A 14,666-nucleotide genomic window follows, 5' to 3' on the forward strand; every position below is an offset into this window, starting at 1 on the left:
GTAAACTTAATGGGACAGAAAGTTAATCCGCACGGTCTGCGTGTGGGCGTCATCAAAGATTGGGATTCCCGCTGGTTTGCTAAGGACAACGCTTTCGGCGACATCCTCGTTGAGGATTACAAGCTGCGTGAGTTCCTGAAAAAGACTTTGTATGCTGCCGGCGTTCCCCGCATCGAGATCGAGCGTGACGCTACTAAGGTCAGAATCAACATCCACTGCGCCCGCCCGGGCATGGTGATCGGCCGCGGCGGCGCTGATATCGAGAAGCTCCGCCAGCAGTGCGAAGCCCTCATCAACAAAGGCAAGGACAGCAAGGTTTCCGTTTTCCTCAACATCATCGAGGTAAAACAGCCCGATAAGAACGCGCAGCTGGTGGCCGAGAGCATCGCCCAGCAGCTCGAGCGCCGCGTCTCCTTCCGCCGCGCCATGAAACAGGCGATCGGCAGAAGCATGCGCCTCGGCGTGAAGGGCATCAAAACCGCTGTGTCCGGCCGTCTGGGCGGCGCTGAAATCGCCCGCTCCGAGCACTATCACGAGGGCACCATCCCCCTGCAGACCCTGCGCGCCGACATCGACTACGGCTTTGCCGAGGCGAGAACCACCTACGGTAAGATCGGCGTAAAAGTTTGGATTTACACCGGCGACGTGCTCACCGATGTGAAGCGCCAGCCCCGTAAGGAAGGAGGCAACAGATAATGCTTCTGCCGAAGAGAGTAAAATACCGCAGAGTTCACAGAGGTAGACTCAAGGGCGTTGCCTCCCGCGGCAACACCGTCACCTACGGTGATTTCGGCCTGCAGGCGCTCGAGCCCGCCTGGGTCACTTCCAACCAGATTGAGGCGGCCCGTATCGCCATGACCCGTTACATCAAGCGTGGCGGTCAGGTCTGGATCAAGATTTTCCCCGATAAGCCCATCACTGAGAAACCCGCCGAGACCCGCATGGGTTCCGGTAAAGGTTCGCCCGAATACTGGGTGGCCGTGGTAAAGCCCGGCCGCGTGATGTTTGAGATCGGCGGCGTGAGCGAGGAGCTGGCCCGCGAGGCTATGCGCCTGGCTGCATACAAGCTGCCCATCAAGTGCAAATTCATTGCGAAAGAAAAGGAAGAGGAGAGTGAAAAGTAATGAAGGCCACTGAGATTCGTGAAATGAACGCCGCAGAGCTCAACCAGAAGCTGAGCGACCTCAAAGCCGAGCTTTTCAATCTGCGCTTCCAGCACGCGATCAACCAGCTCGAAAACCCGATGCGCATCAAAGCGGTCAAAAAGGATATCGCCCGCATCAAGACGGTTATGCATGCGCTGGACGCCAAGAAGGCGCAGTAAGGGAAGGGAGGATTTAGCTTTGGAAAGAAACCTGAGAAAAACGAGGGTTGGTAAGGTTGTCAGCGACAAGATGGACAAAACGGTTGTCGTCGCCATCGCGGATAACGTAAAGCACCCCCTTTACAAAAAGATCATCAAGAGAACCGTTCGGCTGAAGGCTCACGATGAGAACAACGCCTGCGGCATCGGCGACCGCGTGCTGGTCATGGAGACCCGTCCCCTCTCGAAGGATAAGAGATGGAGAGTCGTCGAGATCGTGGAGAAGGCGAAATAAGCAGGGCCCAAACCGCATTGAAGCCGGGAAACAGATAAATCCCGGAATACAAGCGGGCATCAGGCCCGCCGGAAGGAGGAATTACTGTGATTCAGATGCAGACCCGTCTGAAGGTAGCCGACAATACCGGCGCGAAAGAGCTCATGTGCATCCGCGTGCTGGGCGGCTCCCGCAGAAGATATGCCAACATCGGCGATGTGATCGTGGCTTCGGTCAAGAAAGCGGCGCCGGGCGGCGTTGTAAAGAAGGGCGAAGTGGTCAAGGCTGTTGTCGTCCGTTCCGCAAAAGGTCTCGGCCGTGACGACGGCACCTACATCCGCTTCGACGAGAACGCGGCTGTGATTATCAAAGAAGATAAAAACCCGAGGGGCACGCGTATTTTTGGCCCGGTAGCGAGGGAACTCCGCGACAAGGATTACCTCAAGATATTAAGCCTCGCACCCGAGGTGCTCTAATTGGAGGTGCACTACTAGATGAATAAAGTCCACGTCAAAAAGGGCGACACGGTCGTCGTTTTGTCCGGCAAGGATAAAGGCAAAAAGGGCAAGGTTCTGGAAGTGAGCCCGCGCGAGGAAAAGGTCATCATTGAGGGGATCAACATGGTAAGCAAGCATGTGAAACCCCGCAAGATGGGCGAACCGGGCGGCATTGTCAAGGCGGAAGCGCCGATGTATGCCTGCAAGGTGATGCTGGTATGCCCCAAGTGCGGCAAACCCACCCGCCTGGCGCACAAAATCATGCCCGACGGTACCAAACTGCGCGCCTGCAAAAACCAGAAATGCGGCGAAACATTCTAAGAGGAGGGATTTAACATGGCGAGAATGAAGGACCTCTACGTAAAAGACGTAGCGCCCGCTTTGATGAAAAAGTTCAGCTACAAAAGTGTCATGCAGATTCCGAAGCTCGAGAAAATCGTTGTAAACGTTGGTTGCGGCGAGGCCAGAGATAATCAGAAAATGATTGACGCTATCATGACCGACCTCAAGGCCATCACCGGTCAGAAGCCCGTGGTGTGCAAAGCGAAAAAGTCGGTTGCAAACTTCAAGCTCCGCGAGGGCATGAATATCGGCGCGAAGGTGACCCTGCGCGGCGACCGCATGTATGAGTTTCTCGACAGACTCTTCAATGTGGCCCTGCCCCGCGTCAGAGACTTCCGCGGCATCAACCCCAACGGTTTCGACGGCCGCGGCAACTACAACATGGGTCTTCGCGAGCAGCTCATCTTCCCGGAAATCGAGTACGACAAGATCGATAAAGTGCGCGGTATGGACATCTGCTTTGTCACCACCGCCAACACGGACGAAGAAGCTCGTGAGTTACTCACATTGATGGGCGCTCCGTTCACGAAATAAGGAGGGTAATTTAGTGGCTAAAAAGTCTATGAAAGTCAAACAGCAGTTGGCACCTAAATACTCCACTCGCGCGTATAACAGATGCAAGATCTGCGGCCGGCCGCACGCCTATCTGCGCAAATTTGGCATCTGCCGTATCTGCTTTAGGGAGCTCGCTTACAAGGGCCAGATCCCGGGCGTGAGAAAAGCTAGCTGGTAAAAGCTTTAAGCGAAGGAGGTTGACTGTATGCATATCACCGATACAATTGCGGATCTGCTCACCCGCATCCGGAACGCGAGCAGCGCAAAACACGATACGGTGGACATTCCCGCATCGAACATGAAAAAGTCAATCGTACAAATTCTGTTGGATGAAGGTTATATCAAGGCTTTCAACGTCATCGAAGACGGAAAGCAGGGAATTATCCGTGTTGTCCTGAAATACGGCGAGAACAAGACCCCGGTGATCACGGGACTCCGCCGCGTTTCCAAGCCCGGCCTGCGTATCTACACCAACTGTGAGGATATGCCCAAGGTCATGAAGGGCCTCGGCATTGCGATCCTTTCCACGTCGAAAGGCGTTATGACCGACAAACAGGCGAGAAAAGAGAATGTGGGCGGCGAAGTCCTTGCATTCATTTGGTAAGGAGGTGCAATTATGTCTCGTATAGGTAGAAAACCCATCACGGTGCCCGCCGGTGTCGATGTGAAGATCGACGGAACGACCGTGACTGTCAAGGGCCCGAAGGGCACCCTGACCGAATCCTTCCACAAGGATATGGCAATCACACTCGAAGGGAACGAAATCATTGTGACGCGTCCCACAGAGGATAAGATGCACAAGAGCCTGCATGGACTCACCCGCACCCTCATCGCGAACATGATCGAGGGCTGCACCAATGGGTTTAAAAAGGAACTCGAGATCAACGGCGTCGGCTACCGTGCTTCCAAGCAGGGCAAAAAGACCACGCTGATCCTGGGCTTCTCGCATCAGGTGTTTGTGGACGATACCGCTGACATCACGGTGGAGGTTCCCGCCCCCAACAAGCTGGTCATCACCGGTATCGACAAACAAAAGGTCGGCCAGTTTGCGGCCGAGGTGCGCGAGCTGCGTCCGCCCGAGCCGTACAAGGGCAAGGGCATCAAATATGTCGACGAGGTTATTATCCGCAAAGAGGGTAAGGCCGGTAAAGGCAAGAAGTAAGAAAGGAGTGCCGTAAACTATGGTGAAAAAGCCTGATAGTAATAAGGCAAGGCTGAAAAGACACTACAGAGTCCGCAACAAGATCAGCGGAACCCCTGAGTGCCCGCGCCTGAATGTATTCCGCTCCGCCAAGCACATTTACGCCCAGCTCATCGACGATGTCAACGGCGTAACACTTGCCGCGGCATCCACGATGGATAAGGGCTTCGAAGGCTTCGGCGGCAACAAAGAGGCCGCGCACAAGGTTGGCGTGGCAATTGCGCAGCGCGCCTTGGATAAGGGCATCAAAGATGTCGTGTTTGACCGCAGTGGTTATATCTACCACGGCCGCGTGAAGGACCTTGCTGAGGGCGCGCGCGAAGGCGGACTCAATTTCTAAAAAGGAGGGATAACTTTTGGCAAGAATAGATGCTTCTACCATGGAGCTGCAAGAGCGCGTGGTAGCCATTAACCGTGTTTCCAAGACGGTTAAAGGTGGTCGAATCTTCAAATTCGCGGCGCTGGTTGTTGTCGGTGACGGCAACGGCACCATTGGGTTTGGATTGGGAAAAGCTTCTGAGGTTCCGGATGCTATCCGCAAAGGAATTGAGGACGCGAAGAAAAATCTGATTAAGATTTCGCTGAAAGGCACAACGATCCCGCATGAGGTAATCGGTAAGTTCGGCGCCGGCCGAGTTCTGATGAAACCGGCCCCCGAAGGTACCGGCGTTATCGCCGGCGGTCCGGTGCGTGCGGTTTTGGAAACCGCCGGAATTCGCGACATTCGTACGAAATGTCTGCGCTCCAACAACCCGTGCAACGTTGTCAACGCCACCATCAACGGTTTGGCGTCCCTGCGCTCGGCCGAAGAGGTCGCGGCGATCCGTGGAAAAACAGCGAAAGAAATTTTAGGATAGGAGGGTGTGCAGGATGGCTCTGAAAATTAAACTGGTAAAAAGCTTTATCGGCAGAAAAGACGACCAGATTGCAACCGCGAATTCCCTGGGGCTCCGCGTCGTCGGGGACGAAACTATCCAGCCGGATAATCCGTGCACACGGGGCAAAATCGCAAAAATTTCCCACCTCATTGAGGTAACCGAAGAGTAAAGCAAGGAGGTGCGAGTACCATGAAATTGCATGAAATTCCCGCGATTCCGGGCGCGAACAAGGAGTGCTACCGCAAGGGCAGAGGCGCTGGTTCGGGCAACGGCAAAACTGCGGGCAAGGGCCACAAGGGCCAGAACGCGCGCTCGGGCGGCGGTGTCCGTCCCGGCTTTGAAGGCGGCCAGATGCCGTTGCAGAGACGCGTTCCCAAGAGAGGCTTTGTCAACATTTTCGCCACCAGATACGCCACCGTCAACGTTTCCGACCTCAACAAATTTGAGGATGGCGCGGTTGTAGACGCGCAGGCGCTGGTCGCGGCGGGCCTGTTAAAGAAAACGCTCGATGGCGTGAAGGTGCTGGGCAACGGGGAGCTCACCAAAAAGCTGACCGTCAATGCCGCCGCTTTCTCGGCCTCTGCCAAGCAGAAAATCGAGCAGGCAGGCGGAAAGACGGCGGAGGTGAAGTAGGATGTTTAGCACCTTGCGCAATGCTTGGCGTGTCGCCGACATTCGAAAGAAGCTTCTGTACACCCTGATGATCCTGGTCATCTTCCGGATCGGTTCCGCCATCCCGGTTCCGTTCCTCGATCCTTCCGCACTCAAAGAGATGGTATCCAGCCAGGGCAACCTGCTGGGCTACATCGATATCCTCACCGGCGGTGCGTTTGCAAACGCCACCATCTTTGCAATGTCCATCACCCCCTACATCACATCTTCCATCGTGATTCAGCTGCTCACCATCGCCATCCCGGCGTTGGAACGGCTGGCCAAGGAGGGGGAAGAGGGCCGCAAACAGATCAATAAAATCACCCGCTACACCGCGGGCGGCCTGGCACTGGTGCAGGCCATTGCCTACTTCATCATGCTCCGCAACCTGGGCGCGCTCACCTACAACTCCGGCTTTGCCTTCTGGTTCTCCGCTGTTGTAATCGTCACCGTGTTCACCGCGGGCGCCAGCCTGATCGTCTGGCTGGGCGAACGCATCGATGAAAAGGGCATCGGCAACGGCATCTCGATGATCCTGTTCGCGGGTATCCTGTCCCGCGGCCCTTCGGCTGTGATGAGGCTCTGGTCCTATATCCAGATGGCCAACCAGGGCGAAACCCAGTACTACTTCCTGGTTCCGCTGGTTGTGGTGCTCTTCCTCGTCATCATCGCCTTTATCGTGCTGATGACCAACGCGGAACGCCGCATCCCCGTGCAGTACGCCAAACGCGTGGTCGGCCGGAAGATGTACGGCGGCCAGTCCACCCACATCCCCATCAAGGTGAATATGTCGGGTGTTCTGCCGATCATCTTCGCGTCCTCGCTGCTCTCTATCCCCGGCACCATCAAGGGCTTCGCTTACGCGAACGCCACAGTGGAGCAGATGCAGGGCTTTGGCTACAAGCTGCTCTCCCTGTTCGATTACAACAACTGGCTGTACGCGATCCTCTATTTCATCCTGATTATCGCGTTCAACTATTTCTATGTTGCAATCCAGTATAACCCGATTGAAATGGCCAATAATCTCCAGAAGAACAACGGCGGTATTCCCGGTATCCGTCCGGGCCGTCCGACTTCTGATTTTATCGCCCGCGTCATTTCCAAGATCACGCTCATCGGCGCTCTGTTCCTGGCGGTCATCGCCATCCTCCCCATTGGGTTGGGTGCGATCACCCGCATGAACATCTCCCTGGGCGGTACCAGCATCCTGATTCTGGTCGGCGTTGCGCTCGATACCATGAGACAGCTCGAGAGCCAGATGATGATGCGCCACTACAAGGGCTTCCTGGAATAATCCCGTGGGCCCGCTTTTGCGGGCGGGTTGTGATAACGCCGGCTTTGCCGGCAGAAAGAGGTGTGCAGGTATGAATTTAATCCTATTGGGCGCCCCCGGCGCAGGTAAAGGTACACAAGCGGAGATCATCTGTGAAAAGCTTGGCATCCCTGCCATCAGCACGGGGAATATCATCCGTGAGGCTCTGAAAAACGGCACCGAGCTGGGCCTGCGCGCCAAATCCTATATGGATGCGGGCGCGCTGGTCCCGGACGAGGTGGTGATTGCAATCATCCAGGAGCGCTTGGCGCAGGATGACTGCAAGAACGGATTTATCCTCGACGGTTTCCCGAGGACGGTCCCACAGGCGCGCGCCCTCGACGAGATGGGTGTGCGCATCGACAAGGTGATCGACATCGAGGTGCCGGACGAAAAGATTGAACAGCGGCTGGGCGGCCGCCGCGTGTGCGAAGCCTGCGGGGCTTCCTATCACCTGCTCTTCAAGCCCTCGTCGGCTGGCGAGGCTTGCGGGAAGTGCGGCGGCAAGCTGATCGTCCGCAAGGATGACCAGCCCGAGACCATCCGCGAGCGCCTGAAGGTTTACCACGACCAGACCGAGCCCCTCAAGGACTATTACGCCCAGACGGGCAAGCTCACGGTTGTGGAGGGCCAGGAGGAAGTGGCCGATACCACCAAACTCACCCTCGCCGCACTGGAGGCTTAAAGCATGGTTGTGTTAAAAACCACCCAGGAGCTGCAAAAGATCGGCGAAGCCTGCCGGCTGTCGGCTCAGGCGCTGAAAATCGGCGGTGAGGCGGTCGAACCGGGTATCACCACCCGCGAGATCGACCACATCATCAAAAAATTTATCACATCACAGGGCGCGACCCCTTCGTTCCTCGGTTACGGCGGCTTTCCGGCCAGCGCGTGCATCTCGGTCAACGATGTGGTCATCCACGGCATCCCCTCCTCCTACAAAATCCAGGAGGGCGACATTGTCAGCATCGACGTGGGCGCTTGCTACAACGGCTACCACGGCGACAACGCCGCCACCTTCGCGGCGGGCAAGGTCTCGGACGAAGCGCTGCGGCTGATGCAGGCCACCGAAAAGAGCCTGTATCTGGCCATTGAGGCTGCGCAGCCGGGCGCCCGCATCGGCGATATCGGCAGTGCGGTGCAGACCTACATCGAGGCCCAGGGCTATGCGGTGGTGCGCAAGTTTGTCGGCCACGGCGTGGGCGCGAAGCTCCACGAGGACCCAGAGGTTCCCAACTACGGGACTGCGGGCCACGGGGTGCGTCTGCTGCCGGGCATGACCATCGCCATCGAGCCGATGGTCAACGCGGTCGGGTCGGACGTCAAGGTTTTGGCGGACGGCTGGACCACCGTGACCAGAAGCGGAAGCCTGGCCGCCCACTTTGAGCACACCATCGCGATCACCGAGAACGGTCCGGTGATTTTGACCAAGGCTTAAAGGGGGACCCGCGATGCAGATAGAGAAGGGCTGTGTGGTCCGGTCGATCTCGGGCAGGGACGCCGATCGCTTTTACGTGGTGATGGAGTTGCAGGACGACTGCGCGCTGATCTGCGATGGAAAGGTGCGGCGGCTCGAAAGGCCCAAGCGCAAAAACTTGCGGCATCTGCGGCCGACCAAAACGCTGCTTGCCCTCGAGGATCTGACCACAAACAATCAACTCCGGCGGGCCCTGCGGGCTTACAACAACCCCGAAGAGGCCGGCCCGTCCACCAAAGGGAGGTAAACCGCTTGTCGAAGGAAGACGTCATTGAGATTGAAGGAACCGTTGTCGACGCCCTGCCCAACGCTCAGTTCAAAGTTGAGCTGCCGAATGGCCATGTCATTCTGGCGCATATCTCGGGCAAGCTGCGCATGAACTTCATCCGCATCCTGCCCGGGGATAAAGTTACGGTGGAGATGTCTCCATACGATCTCACCAAGGGACGCATCACTTGGCGCTCCAAATAAGCGCCGCGCGCCCCAGGCGCCGCCCCTATGGCGGCACACAAAGGAGGTTATTTGTAATGAAAGTAAGACCTTCCGTAAAACCCATCTGCGAAAAGTGCAAGATCATCAAACGCAAAGGTCGTATCATGGTAATCTGCCAGAACCCCAAGCACAAACAGCGTCAGGGCTGATGTGCGGGAAGCGCAGAGGAGAACGAAGTATAGTTTGAGAAACTATATCATGGAGGTGCACAAGAATGGCTCGTATAGCTGGTATCGATTTGCCGCGCGAAAAACGCATTGAAATCGGCCTCACCTACATCTACGGAATCGGCCGCCAGACCGCCAGTGATATCATCAAGGCGACCGGTGTCGACCCCGATGTCCGCGTGAAGGATCTGTCGGAGGACGATGTCAACAAGCTGCGTGAGTATATCGACAAAAACTGCCACGTTGAGGGTGATCTCCGCCGCGAGACCGCGCTCAACATCAAGAGACTGGTCGAAATCGGCTGCTACCGTGGTGTCCGCCACAGAAAAGGCCTGCCGGTAAGAGGTCAGCGCTCCAAAACCAACGCGAGAACCAGAAAAGGTCCCAAGAAGACCATCGCGAACAAGAAGAAATAATTAGGGAGGGATAACTGAGATGGCAAAAGTTGCAACCAAGAAGGCCACTCGCCGCCGCCGCGAGAAGAAAAACATCGAGCGTGGCGCTGCTCATATCCAGTCCACCTTTAACAACACCATCGTTACCATTACCGATACCCAGGGGAATGCGTTGTCTTGGGCGAGCGCGGGCGGTCTGGGCTTCCGTGGCTCCAGAAAATCCACCCCGTTTGCCGCGCAGACCGCCGCTGAGACGGCTGCCAAGGCCGCCATGGAGCACGGCCTGAAGACGGTTGAAGTGTTTGTGAAGGGTCCCGGCTCCGGACGTGAGGCTGCGATCCGCGCGCTGCAGCAGGCGGGCCTCGAGGTCAACATGATCAAAGATGTGACCCCGATTCCGCACAATGGATGCAGACCGCCGAAGAGAAGACGCGTCTAATCACACAATACAGGAGGTGTAACCCACATGGCAAGATATACCGGCGCTGTCTGCAGATTGTGCAGACGTGAAGGGAAAAAACTTTTCCTCAAAGGTGAAAGATGCTACTCGGATAAGTGTGCGATCAACACCAGAAAGGATTCGCTGATTCCCGGCCAGCACGGTCAGGGCCGCAAGAAGGTTTCGGAGTACGGCGTTCAGCTGCGCGCGAAACAGTCTGCCCGCCGCTTCTATGGCGTGCTGGAGAACCAGTTCTATAAATATTACGAGATGGCCGAACGCCAGGCCGGCGTAACGGGTGAAAACCTGCTCCGCATCCTGGAAAGCCGTCTGGATAACGTTGTTTACCGCTCCGGCTTCGCTTCTTCCAGAAAAGAAGCCCGCCAGCTGGTGCTGCACTGCCACTACACGGTCAACGGCAAGAAGGTCAACATTCCTTCCTATCTGCTGAAGGCCGGCGATGTGGTTGCAGTTGCGAACAACTTCAAATCCACCGATAAGATGAAGGCCATCACCGACGCGAACGGCTCCCGTCCCGTCCCGAAATGGCTGGAAGTCGACCAGGAGAAGCTCACTTCCCGCGTAGCACAGCTGCCCGCCCGCGAGGATATCGACCTCGACGTGGAAGAGCATCTGATCGTCGAGCTCTATTCTAAATAATAGGCTCGTAAGCATCATCATCGGCTGGGGAACGCGAAAAGTCAGGCAGGCCCTAATCAGGCCGGCCATTTAAGGAGGGTTTTTATGATAGAGATTGAGAAGCCGAGAATTGAGACAGCGGAGATCAAATCCGACGGAACCTACGGCAGATTTGTCGTGGAGCCTCTCGAGCGCGGCTTTGGTACAACATTAGGTAACAGCCTAAGACGTGTGCTACTCTCCTCGCTTCCTGGTGTTGCTGTCACATCGGTTAAGATTGACGGCGTACAACATGAGTTTTCAACCATTCCCGGTGTGAAAGAGGATGTCACTGAGATTATCCTGAACATCAAGGGCCTCACCGCCAAGCTGTATTGCGACGGCCCCAAAACCGTTGTGATCGACGCGACCGGCGAATGTGAGGTCACCGCCGATTCGATTACTGAGGACGCGGAGGTTGAAATCCTCGACCCTGGTATGCACATTGCCACATTGGGAGCTGGCGCCAAGCTGTATATGGAGATCACCTTGGACCGCGGCCGCGGCTATGTGCCCGCGGAGCGGAACAAGCAGATGATGCAGGCGCCAACCGCACAGCAAACATTAGGCGTCATTCCGGTGGATAGCATTTATACACCGGTGCTGAAGGTAAACTACACTGTCGAGAACACCCGTGTTGAGCAGATCACTGACTACGACAAGTTAACCCTCGAGGTATGGACAGACGGAACCATCTCCGCCAAAGAAGCCGTATCCCTGGGGGCCAAGGTCCTCAACGAGCATCTCAACCTGTTCGTTGACCTTTCCGACGAGGCTTATCACACCGAGATCATGGTGGAAAAAGATGATAACGGCAAGGAAAAGGTCCTTGAGATGACCATTGAAGAGCTTGACCTGTCTGTCCGTTCGTTCAATTGTCTGAAACGGGCAGGCATCAACACAGTGGAAGACCTGATCAACAAGTCCGAGGACGAGATGATGAAAGTTCGCAACCTCGGCAAAAAATCTCTGGAGGAGGTCATTGCCAAGCTGAAATCGCTGGGCTTTAACCTCAACAAAGAGGACGAATAAAATCTTACTTTGTTTATGACTGCATAAACCGGTAAAGGAGTGAATTTCGATGCCAGGTACCAGAAAACTCGGTAGAAGCTCTGACCACAGAAAAGCCATGCTCCGTGCGATGGTGACCTATCTCTTCGAGAACGGAAAGATCGAGACCACCGTCACCCGGGCCAAAGAAGTTCGTGCTATGGCCGAGAAAATGATTACAATAGGCAAACAAGACAATCTCCACTCCAAGCGTCAGATCTATTCCTTTGTCACAAAGGAAACCGTTGCGAAAAAGGTGATTGACGAGCTCTCCCCCAAGTATAAGGAGAGAAACGGCGGTTATACCCGCATCGTCAAGATCGGCCCCCGCCGCGGTGACGCTGCTGAGATGGCAATTATTGAGCTGATCTAATCATTGGTTACAATAAAAAAGCAGGATGCTTGAAACAGCATCCTGCTTTTTTCGTTGGTGAGGTTCCCGTTGATCGATGAGCTCCACGATGTAGTCTATGCTGACATTGTAAAAGTAGGCCAGCCGGATGACAAACTTTGCTCTAATGGGAACACGGCCCAGCTCATAGTTCCGATAGGTGTGAGGGGACACGCCGGTGCGGCGCGCCACTTCCGCGCAGGATAGGTGGTGCTCCCAGCGCAGCTCGCCGATTCTTGGATAAAAGGGACAGGTTTCCCCGCAGTTTTTTACATTTGGATATGCCACTAAGATCACCTCCGGATGTATTATAATTTATTTGGAGGTGCCATATTGAATTTTAATTCGCTCCGAATTAAAAATTTTTAAGGATGATGGTTTTAGGCAGTTCGCCGGGTGGTGAGGGTTGCGCTTGCCCGACCCGGAGCCGAAAATCAAGTGGTGCAAGGTCTGCGCGCCATGCGGGAGTCGCCCGAGGGCACCCCGTAGGGGCAATGGTTTGTGGGAGCGAAGTGCCGGGTATGCACCCGGGGGCGTTGCCGAAGAAAACACTTGCTAAGGCGTTGGGCTCGCTGCCCGTAGCTGCAAAGTCAGGTGCGAACATGCGCACGGTAGTGCGCAAAATTGCTTTGTCCATATGCGCTTATGGCCAAAACAAAAGCGCCCGAATGCTTTCGCATCCGGGCGCCTGCCTTTTTAAAGTTAATCCACGATATACTTTTTGACGTTCTCGGGGAGTTCAGAAACATCGCAGGAAACCGTGAAGGTGACCTCAGCCTTGCTGACGTCGAGCAACACCTGCAGGCGCTCGATAAACGCGGCGAACTCGTCATAATTGCGGCCGCCGATCTTCAGGGTGCCGTCCACGAAGATCTCAGAAATGTCGTAGTTGCCAGCGAAGATACCGGCGAGGAAACCGTAAAACGCGTCGTAGCCTTCCACCTTATACTCTTCGATGTCGATCAGGCGGACCGCATGGTCAATATCGTAAGTCATTTTGAGGCCTTTTTCAACGCATACGATGTTGCCCGCAGTTGTTTTAACGGCAGCGTTGATCATGTCGATGAGGGTCTTGGTTTTTCCGGAGCCTTTGTTTCCCACGATAAGTTTTATCATGTTTCATTCCTCCCAAGTTTGGTATATTTTGAAATCGCCCTTGGCGAATTTTGCACGTCTTTTGGTCTCAGTGCAGTTTGGCCTCCAAAGCGGCTTTCATGTCCTCATAGCCGGGCTTGCCCAACAGAGCGAACATATTCTTTTTGTAGCTTTCCACGCCGGGCTGGTCGAACGGGTTGACGCCCAGGGTGTAGCCCGAGATGGCGCAGGCCTTTTCAAAGAAATAGACCATGTAGCCAAACTCATATTCGTTGATCTCGGGGACCTCCAACACCAGGTTGGGCACGCCGCCTTCGGTATGCGCCAGGATGGTGCCCTCCAGCGCCTTGCGATTGACCACCGACATATTCTGCTCCGCTAGGAAGTTGAGGCCGTCCGCGTTGACAGCGTCCTTCTCGAGGTACAGGTCGGTCTTGGGTTTTTTGATGTCCACCACAGTCTCCAGCAGGATGCGCTCACCCTCCTGGATGTACTGGCCCATCGAGTGCAGGTCGGTGGAGAAGGTCGCGGCGGCGGGGAACAGGCCCTTGTTTTCCTTGCCCTCGCTCTCGCCGAACAACTGCTTGAACCACTCCGCCATCATGGTGAAAGCGGGCTCGTAGCTCACCAGCATCTCGACGCGCTTGCCCTTGCGGTACAGGCAGTTGCGGATCGCCGCATAGCGGTAGCAGTCGTTGGATGCGATGTCGTCGTTGTCCAGCTCCTTTTCCGCAGCGGCTGCGCCCTTCATGATCTCGCCGATATCGATGCCGGCCACCGCGATCGGCAGCAGGCCCACAGCGGTGAGCACCGAGTAACGGCCGCCCACGTCGTCGGGGATGACGAACGTCTCATAGCCCTGCTCGTTGCACAGCTCCTTGAGAGTGCCGCGCGCCTTGTCGGTGGTGCAATAGATGCGGCCGCGCGCGCCGTCCACGCCGTATTTTTTCTCCAGCAGCTCGCGGAATACGCGGAACGCCAGCGCGGGCTCGGTGGTGGTGCCGGATTTTGAAATCACATTGATGGAAATCTCCTTGCCCTCGCAGATCGAGAGGATCTCGTTCAGATAGGTGGGGTTGATGTTGTTGCCCGCAAAGAAGATTTCCGGGGTATCCTTTTTGAGGTTGTTATAGAACGGGGAACGAAGCAGCTCGATCGCGGCGCGCGCGCCGAGGTAGCTTCCGCCAATGCCGATGACGATCAGGATGTCGCTGTCCTTCTTAATCTTTTCCGCAGCGGCCTGGATGCGGGTGAACTCCTCCTTGTCGTACTCGGTGGGAAGATGCAGCCAGCCCAGGAAGTCGTTGCCCCGGCCCGAGCCGCTGTGCAGGGTGTTGTGCGCGGCCTTCACTTCGGGGTAGATCGCTTCCAGTTCTGCGTCGGTCAGAAAGTCTTTGACATAATTTGCGTTGAGTTTCATGGACATTTGAATTCCTCCAATTTCTATGCTCCTATTTTACAATATATCAGCA

Annotated in this window: 28 protein-coding genes; 25 read left to right on the forward strand and 3 right to left on the reverse strand. The window is 55.7% G+C overall.

The features are described 5' to 3' along the window. Nucleotides 1-9 precede the first annotated feature (9 nt). The 25 genes from rpsC (at nucleotide 10) to rplQ (ending at nucleotide 12,081) form a co-directional block, all read left to right on the forward strand. Nucleotides 10-696: a 30S ribosomal protein S3 gene (rpsC, locus tag H8711_RS04620; RefSeq protein ID WP_249282370.1), complete on the forward strand. Its 687-nt coding sequence runs from the start codon at nucleotides 10-12 to the stop codon at nucleotides 694-696. Beyond that, nucleotides 696-1,124 carry a 50S ribosomal protein L16 gene (gene rplP / locus H8711_RS04625; protein ID WP_249282371.1) on the forward strand — a complete coding sequence of 143 codons (429 nt, stop codon included), beginning with the start codon at nucleotides 696-698 and terminating at the stop codon, nucleotides 1,122-1,124. Before rpsC ends, rplP begins: the two co-directional genes overlap by 1 nt. Further along, a complete protein-coding gene (gene rpmC / locus H8711_RS04630; RefSeq protein ID WP_249282372.1) occupies nucleotides 1,124-1,324 on the forward strand; it encodes a 50S ribosomal protein L29 in 201 nt (66 codons plus the stop codon). The genes rplP and rpmC overlap by 1 nt, the downstream gene beginning before the upstream one ends. Beyond that, entirely contained in the window at nucleotides 1,296-1,598 is a 303-nt protein-coding gene (gene rpsQ / locus H8711_RS04635) for a 30S ribosomal protein S17 (protein ID WP_249282373.1), read from the forward strand. The genes rpmC and rpsQ overlap by 29 nt, the downstream gene beginning before the upstream one ends. Nucleotides 1,599-1,684: 86 nt before the next feature. Further along, nucleotides 1,685-2,053: a 50S ribosomal protein L14 gene (gene rplN / locus H8711_RS04640; protein WP_249282374.1), complete on the forward strand. Its 369-nt coding sequence runs from the start codon at nucleotides 1,685-1,687 to the stop codon at nucleotides 2,051-2,053. A gap of 18 nt (nucleotides 2,054-2,071) precedes the next feature. Next, complete coding sequence (rplX, locus tag H8711_RS04645) at nucleotides 2,072-2,395, forward strand: 50S ribosomal protein L24 (RefSeq protein WP_249282375.1); 324 nt, start codon at nucleotides 2,072-2,074, stop codon at nucleotides 2,393-2,395. A gap of 15 nt (nucleotides 2,396-2,410) precedes the next feature. Continuing rightward, nucleotides 2,411-2,950, forward strand: coding sequence for a 50S ribosomal protein L5 (rplE, locus tag H8711_RS04650; protein WP_249282376.1), 540 nt, complete (start codon nucleotides 2,411-2,413; stop codon nucleotides 2,948-2,950). A 13-nt stretch (nucleotides 2,951-2,963) separates the two neighbouring features. Beyond that, nucleotides 2,964-3,149, forward strand: coding sequence for a type Z 30S ribosomal protein S14 (locus H8711_RS04655; protein ID WP_249282377.1), 186 nt, complete (start codon nucleotides 2,964-2,966; stop codon nucleotides 3,147-3,149). 27 nt (nucleotides 3,150-3,176) lie between these two features. After that, on the forward strand, nucleotides 3,177-3,575 hold the full coding sequence (gene rpsH, locus H8711_RS04660; RefSeq protein ID WP_249282378.1) for a 30S ribosomal protein S8: 399 nt from the start codon (nucleotides 3,177-3,179) through the stop codon (nucleotides 3,573-3,575). A 12-nt stretch (nucleotides 3,576-3,587) separates the two neighbouring features. Beyond that, on the forward strand, nucleotides 3,588-4,133 hold the full coding sequence (rplF, locus tag H8711_RS04665) for a 50S ribosomal protein L6 (RefSeq protein WP_249282379.1): 546 nt from the start codon (nucleotides 3,588-3,590) through the stop codon (nucleotides 4,131-4,133). Nucleotides 4,134-4,152: 19 nt separating this feature from the next. Then, on the forward strand, nucleotides 4,153-4,512 hold the full coding sequence (gene rplR, locus H8711_RS04670; RefSeq protein WP_249282380.1) for a 50S ribosomal protein L18: 360 nt from the start codon (nucleotides 4,153-4,155) through the stop codon (nucleotides 4,510-4,512). A 16-nt stretch (nucleotides 4,513-4,528) separates the two neighbouring features. Continuing rightward, complete coding sequence (gene rpsE / locus H8711_RS04675) at nucleotides 4,529-5,029, forward strand: 30S ribosomal protein S5 (protein WP_283245844.1); 501 nt, start codon at nucleotides 4,529-4,531, stop codon at nucleotides 5,027-5,029. A gap of 13 nt (nucleotides 5,030-5,042) precedes the next feature. Next, nucleotides 5,043-5,219, forward strand: a complete 177-nt coding sequence (gene rpmD / locus H8711_RS04680) for a 50S ribosomal protein L30 (protein ID WP_249282381.1) — start codon at nucleotides 5,043-5,045, stop codon at nucleotides 5,217-5,219. A 20-nt stretch (nucleotides 5,220-5,239) separates the two neighbouring features. Then, nucleotides 5,240-5,683 carry a 50S ribosomal protein L15 gene (gene rplO, locus H8711_RS04685; RefSeq protein ID WP_249282382.1) on the forward strand — a complete coding sequence of 148 codons (444 nt, stop codon included), beginning with the start codon at nucleotides 5,240-5,242 and terminating at the stop codon, nucleotides 5,681-5,683. 1 nt (nucleotide 5,684) lies between these two features. Further along, on the forward strand, nucleotides 5,685-6,995 hold the full coding sequence (gene secY / locus H8711_RS04690; RefSeq protein ID WP_249282383.1) for a preprotein translocase subunit SecY: 1,311 nt from the start codon (nucleotides 5,685-5,687) through the stop codon (nucleotides 6,993-6,995). A gap of 70 nt (nucleotides 6,996-7,065) precedes the next feature. After that, nucleotides 7,066-7,698 (forward strand): adenylate kinase, encoded by a 633-nt coding sequence (locus H8711_RS04695; protein ID WP_249282384.1) that lies wholly within the window; start codon nucleotides 7,066-7,068, stop codon nucleotides 7,696-7,698. Nucleotides 7,699-7,701: 3 nt separating this feature from the next. Continuing rightward, a complete protein-coding gene (gene map, locus H8711_RS04700) occupies nucleotides 7,702-8,448 on the forward strand; it encodes a type I methionyl aminopeptidase (protein ID WP_249282385.1) in 747 nt (248 codons plus the stop codon). 13 nt (nucleotides 8,449-8,461) lie between these two features. Beyond that, complete coding sequence (locus H8711_RS04705) at nucleotides 8,462-8,734, forward strand: KOW domain-containing RNA-binding protein (RefSeq protein WP_249282386.1); 273 nt, start codon at nucleotides 8,462-8,464, stop codon at nucleotides 8,732-8,734. 5 nt (nucleotides 8,735-8,739) lie between these two features. Then, nucleotides 8,740-8,958 (forward strand): translation initiation factor IF-1, encoded by a 219-nt coding sequence (infA, locus tag H8711_RS04710; protein WP_249282387.1) that lies wholly within the window; start codon nucleotides 8,740-8,742, stop codon nucleotides 8,956-8,958. A gap of 56 nt (nucleotides 8,959-9,014) precedes the next feature. Continuing rightward, a complete protein-coding gene (gene rpmJ / locus H8711_RS04715; protein ID WP_066455330.1) occupies nucleotides 9,015-9,128 on the forward strand; it encodes a 50S ribosomal protein L36 in 114 nt (37 codons plus the stop codon). Between the two features lie 65 nt (nucleotides 9,129-9,193). Beyond that, nucleotides 9,194-9,562: a 30S ribosomal protein S13 gene (rpsM, locus tag H8711_RS04720; protein WP_249282388.1), complete on the forward strand. Its 369-nt coding sequence runs from the start codon at nucleotides 9,194-9,196 to the stop codon at nucleotides 9,560-9,562. A 19-nt stretch (nucleotides 9,563-9,581) separates the two neighbouring features. Continuing rightward, entirely contained in the window at nucleotides 9,582-9,980 is a 399-nt protein-coding gene (gene rpsK, locus H8711_RS04725) for a 30S ribosomal protein S11 (RefSeq protein WP_249282389.1), read from the forward strand. A gap of 27 nt (nucleotides 9,981-10,007) precedes the next feature. Further along, nucleotides 10,008-10,640, forward strand: coding sequence for a 30S ribosomal protein S4 (gene rpsD, locus H8711_RS04730; RefSeq protein ID WP_249282390.1), 633 nt, complete (start codon nucleotides 10,008-10,010; stop codon nucleotides 10,638-10,640). Nucleotides 10,641-10,724: 84 nt separating this feature from the next. After that, nucleotides 10,725-11,690, forward strand: a complete 966-nt coding sequence (locus tag H8711_RS04735; protein WP_249282391.1) for a DNA-directed RNA polymerase subunit alpha — start codon at nucleotides 10,725-10,727, stop codon at nucleotides 11,688-11,690. A 49-nt stretch (nucleotides 11,691-11,739) separates the two neighbouring features. Continuing rightward, nucleotides 11,740-12,081 (forward strand): 50S ribosomal protein L17, encoded by a 342-nt coding sequence (gene rplQ, locus H8711_RS04740; protein ID WP_249282392.1) that lies wholly within the window; start codon nucleotides 11,740-11,742, stop codon nucleotides 12,079-12,081. Here the strand turns inward: rplQ and H8711_RS04745 are convergent, their stop codons facing one another. From H8711_RS04745 to H8711_RS04755, 3 genes are all read right to left on the reverse strand, one after another. Further along, nucleotides 12,082-12,387, reverse strand: coding sequence for a helix-turn-helix domain-containing protein (locus tag H8711_RS04745; RefSeq protein ID WP_249282393.1), 306 nt, complete (start codon nucleotides 12,385-12,387; stop codon nucleotides 12,082-12,084). Between the two features lie 414 nt (nucleotides 12,388-12,801). Continuing rightward, nucleotides 12,802-13,215, reverse strand: a complete 414-nt coding sequence (locus tag H8711_RS04750) for a type IV pilus twitching motility protein PilT (protein WP_249282394.1) — start codon at nucleotides 13,213-13,215, stop codon at nucleotides 12,802-12,804. A gap of 67 nt (nucleotides 13,216-13,282) precedes the next feature. Beyond that, on the reverse strand, nucleotides 13,283-14,620 hold the full coding sequence (locus tag H8711_RS04755; protein WP_249282395.1) for a glucose-6-phosphate isomerase: 1,338 nt from the start codon (nucleotides 14,618-14,620) through the stop codon (nucleotides 13,283-13,285). Between the last annotated feature and the right edge of the window lie 46 nt (nucleotides 14,621-14,666).

The sequence above is a fragment of the Ligaoa zhengdingensis genome (assembly GCF_014384885.1).
GTDB classification, from domain to species: domain Bacteria; phylum Bacillota; class Clostridia; order Oscillospirales; family Ruminococcaceae; genus Ligaoa; species Ligaoa zhengdingensis.

Bases quoted from the DNA above. Each gene is read 5' to 3' on its own strand.
- rplQ (WP_249282392.1), top strand. From the start codon at position 11,740: ATGCCAGGTACCAGAAAACTCGGTAGAAGCTCTGACCACAGAAAAGCC.
- H8711_RS04705 (WP_249282386.1), top strand. From the start codon at position 8,462: ATGCAGATAGAGAAGGGCTGTGTGGTCCGGTCGATCTCGGGCAGGGAC.
- rpmJ (WP_066455330.1), top strand. From the start codon at position 9,015: ATGAAAGTAAGACCTTCCGTAAAACCCATCTGCGAAAAGTGCAAGATC.
- rpsQ (WP_249282373.1), top strand. From the start codon at position 1,296: ATGCGCTGGACGCCAAGAAGGCGCAGTAAGGGAAGGGAGGATTTAGCT.
- rpsM (WP_249282388.1), top strand. From the start codon at position 9,194: ATGGCTCGTATAGCTGGTATCGATTTGCCGCGCGAAAAACGCATTGAA.
- H8711_RS04750 (WP_249282394.1), bottom strand. From the start codon at position 13,215: ATGATAAAACTTATCGTGGGAAACAAAGGCTCCGGAAAAACCAAGACC.
- H8711_RS04755 (WP_249282395.1), bottom strand. From the start codon at position 14,620: ATGTCCATGAAACTCAACGCAAATTATGTCAAAGACTTTCTGACCGAC.
- map (WP_249282385.1), top strand. From the start codon at position 7,702: ATGGTTGTGTTAAAAACCACCCAGGAGCTGCAAAAGATCGGCGAAGCC.
- rpsK (WP_249282389.1), top strand. From the start codon at position 9,582: ATGGCAAAAGTTGCAACCAAGAAGGCCACTCGCCGCCGCCGCGAGAAG.
- secY (WP_249282383.1), top strand. From the start codon at position 5,685: ATGTTTAGCACCTTGCGCAATGCTTGGCGTGTCGCCGACATTCGAAAG.
- rpmC (WP_249282372.1), top strand. From the start codon at position 1,124: ATGAAGGCCACTGAGATTCGTGAAATGAACGCCGCAGAGCTCAACCAG.
- rplX (WP_249282375.1), top strand. From the start codon at position 2,072: ATGAATAAAGTCCACGTCAAAAAGGGCGACACGGTCGTCGTTTTGTCC.
- rplF (WP_249282379.1), top strand. From the start codon at position 3,588: ATGTCTCGTATAGGTAGAAAACCCATCACGGTGCCCGCCGGTGTCGAT.
- rpsD (WP_249282390.1), top strand. From the start codon at position 10,008: ATGGCAAGATATACCGGCGCTGTCTGCAGATTGTGCAGACGTGAAGGG.
- rplE (WP_249282376.1), top strand. From the start codon at position 2,411: ATGGCGAGAATGAAGGACCTCTACGTAAAAGACGTAGCGCCCGCTTTG.
- rplO (WP_249282382.1), top strand. From the start codon at position 5,240: ATGAAATTGCATGAAATTCCCGCGATTCCGGGCGCGAACAAGGAGTGC.
- rplP (WP_249282371.1), top strand. From the start codon at position 696: ATGCTTCTGCCGAAGAGAGTAAAATACCGCAGAGTTCACAGAGGTAGA.
- rpsC (WP_249282370.1), top strand. From the start codon at position 10: ATGGGACAGAAAGTTAATCCGCACGGTCTGCGTGTGGGCGTCATCAAA.
- H8711_RS04735 (WP_249282391.1), top strand. From the start codon at position 10,725: ATGATAGAGATTGAGAAGCCGAGAATTGAGACAGCGGAGATCAAATCC.
- rplR (WP_249282380.1), top strand. From the start codon at position 4,153: ATGGTGAAAAAGCCTGATAGTAATAAGGCAAGGCTGAAAAGACACTAC.
- rpmD (WP_249282381.1), top strand. From the start codon at position 5,043: ATGGCTCTGAAAATTAAACTGGTAAAAAGCTTTATCGGCAGAAAAGAC.
- rpsH (WP_249282378.1), top strand. From the start codon at position 3,177: ATGCATATCACCGATACAATTGCGGATCTGCTCACCCGCATCCGGAAC.
- H8711_RS04695 (WP_249282384.1), top strand. From the start codon at position 7,066: ATGAATTTAATCCTATTGGGCGCCCCCGGCGCAGGTAAAGGTACACAA.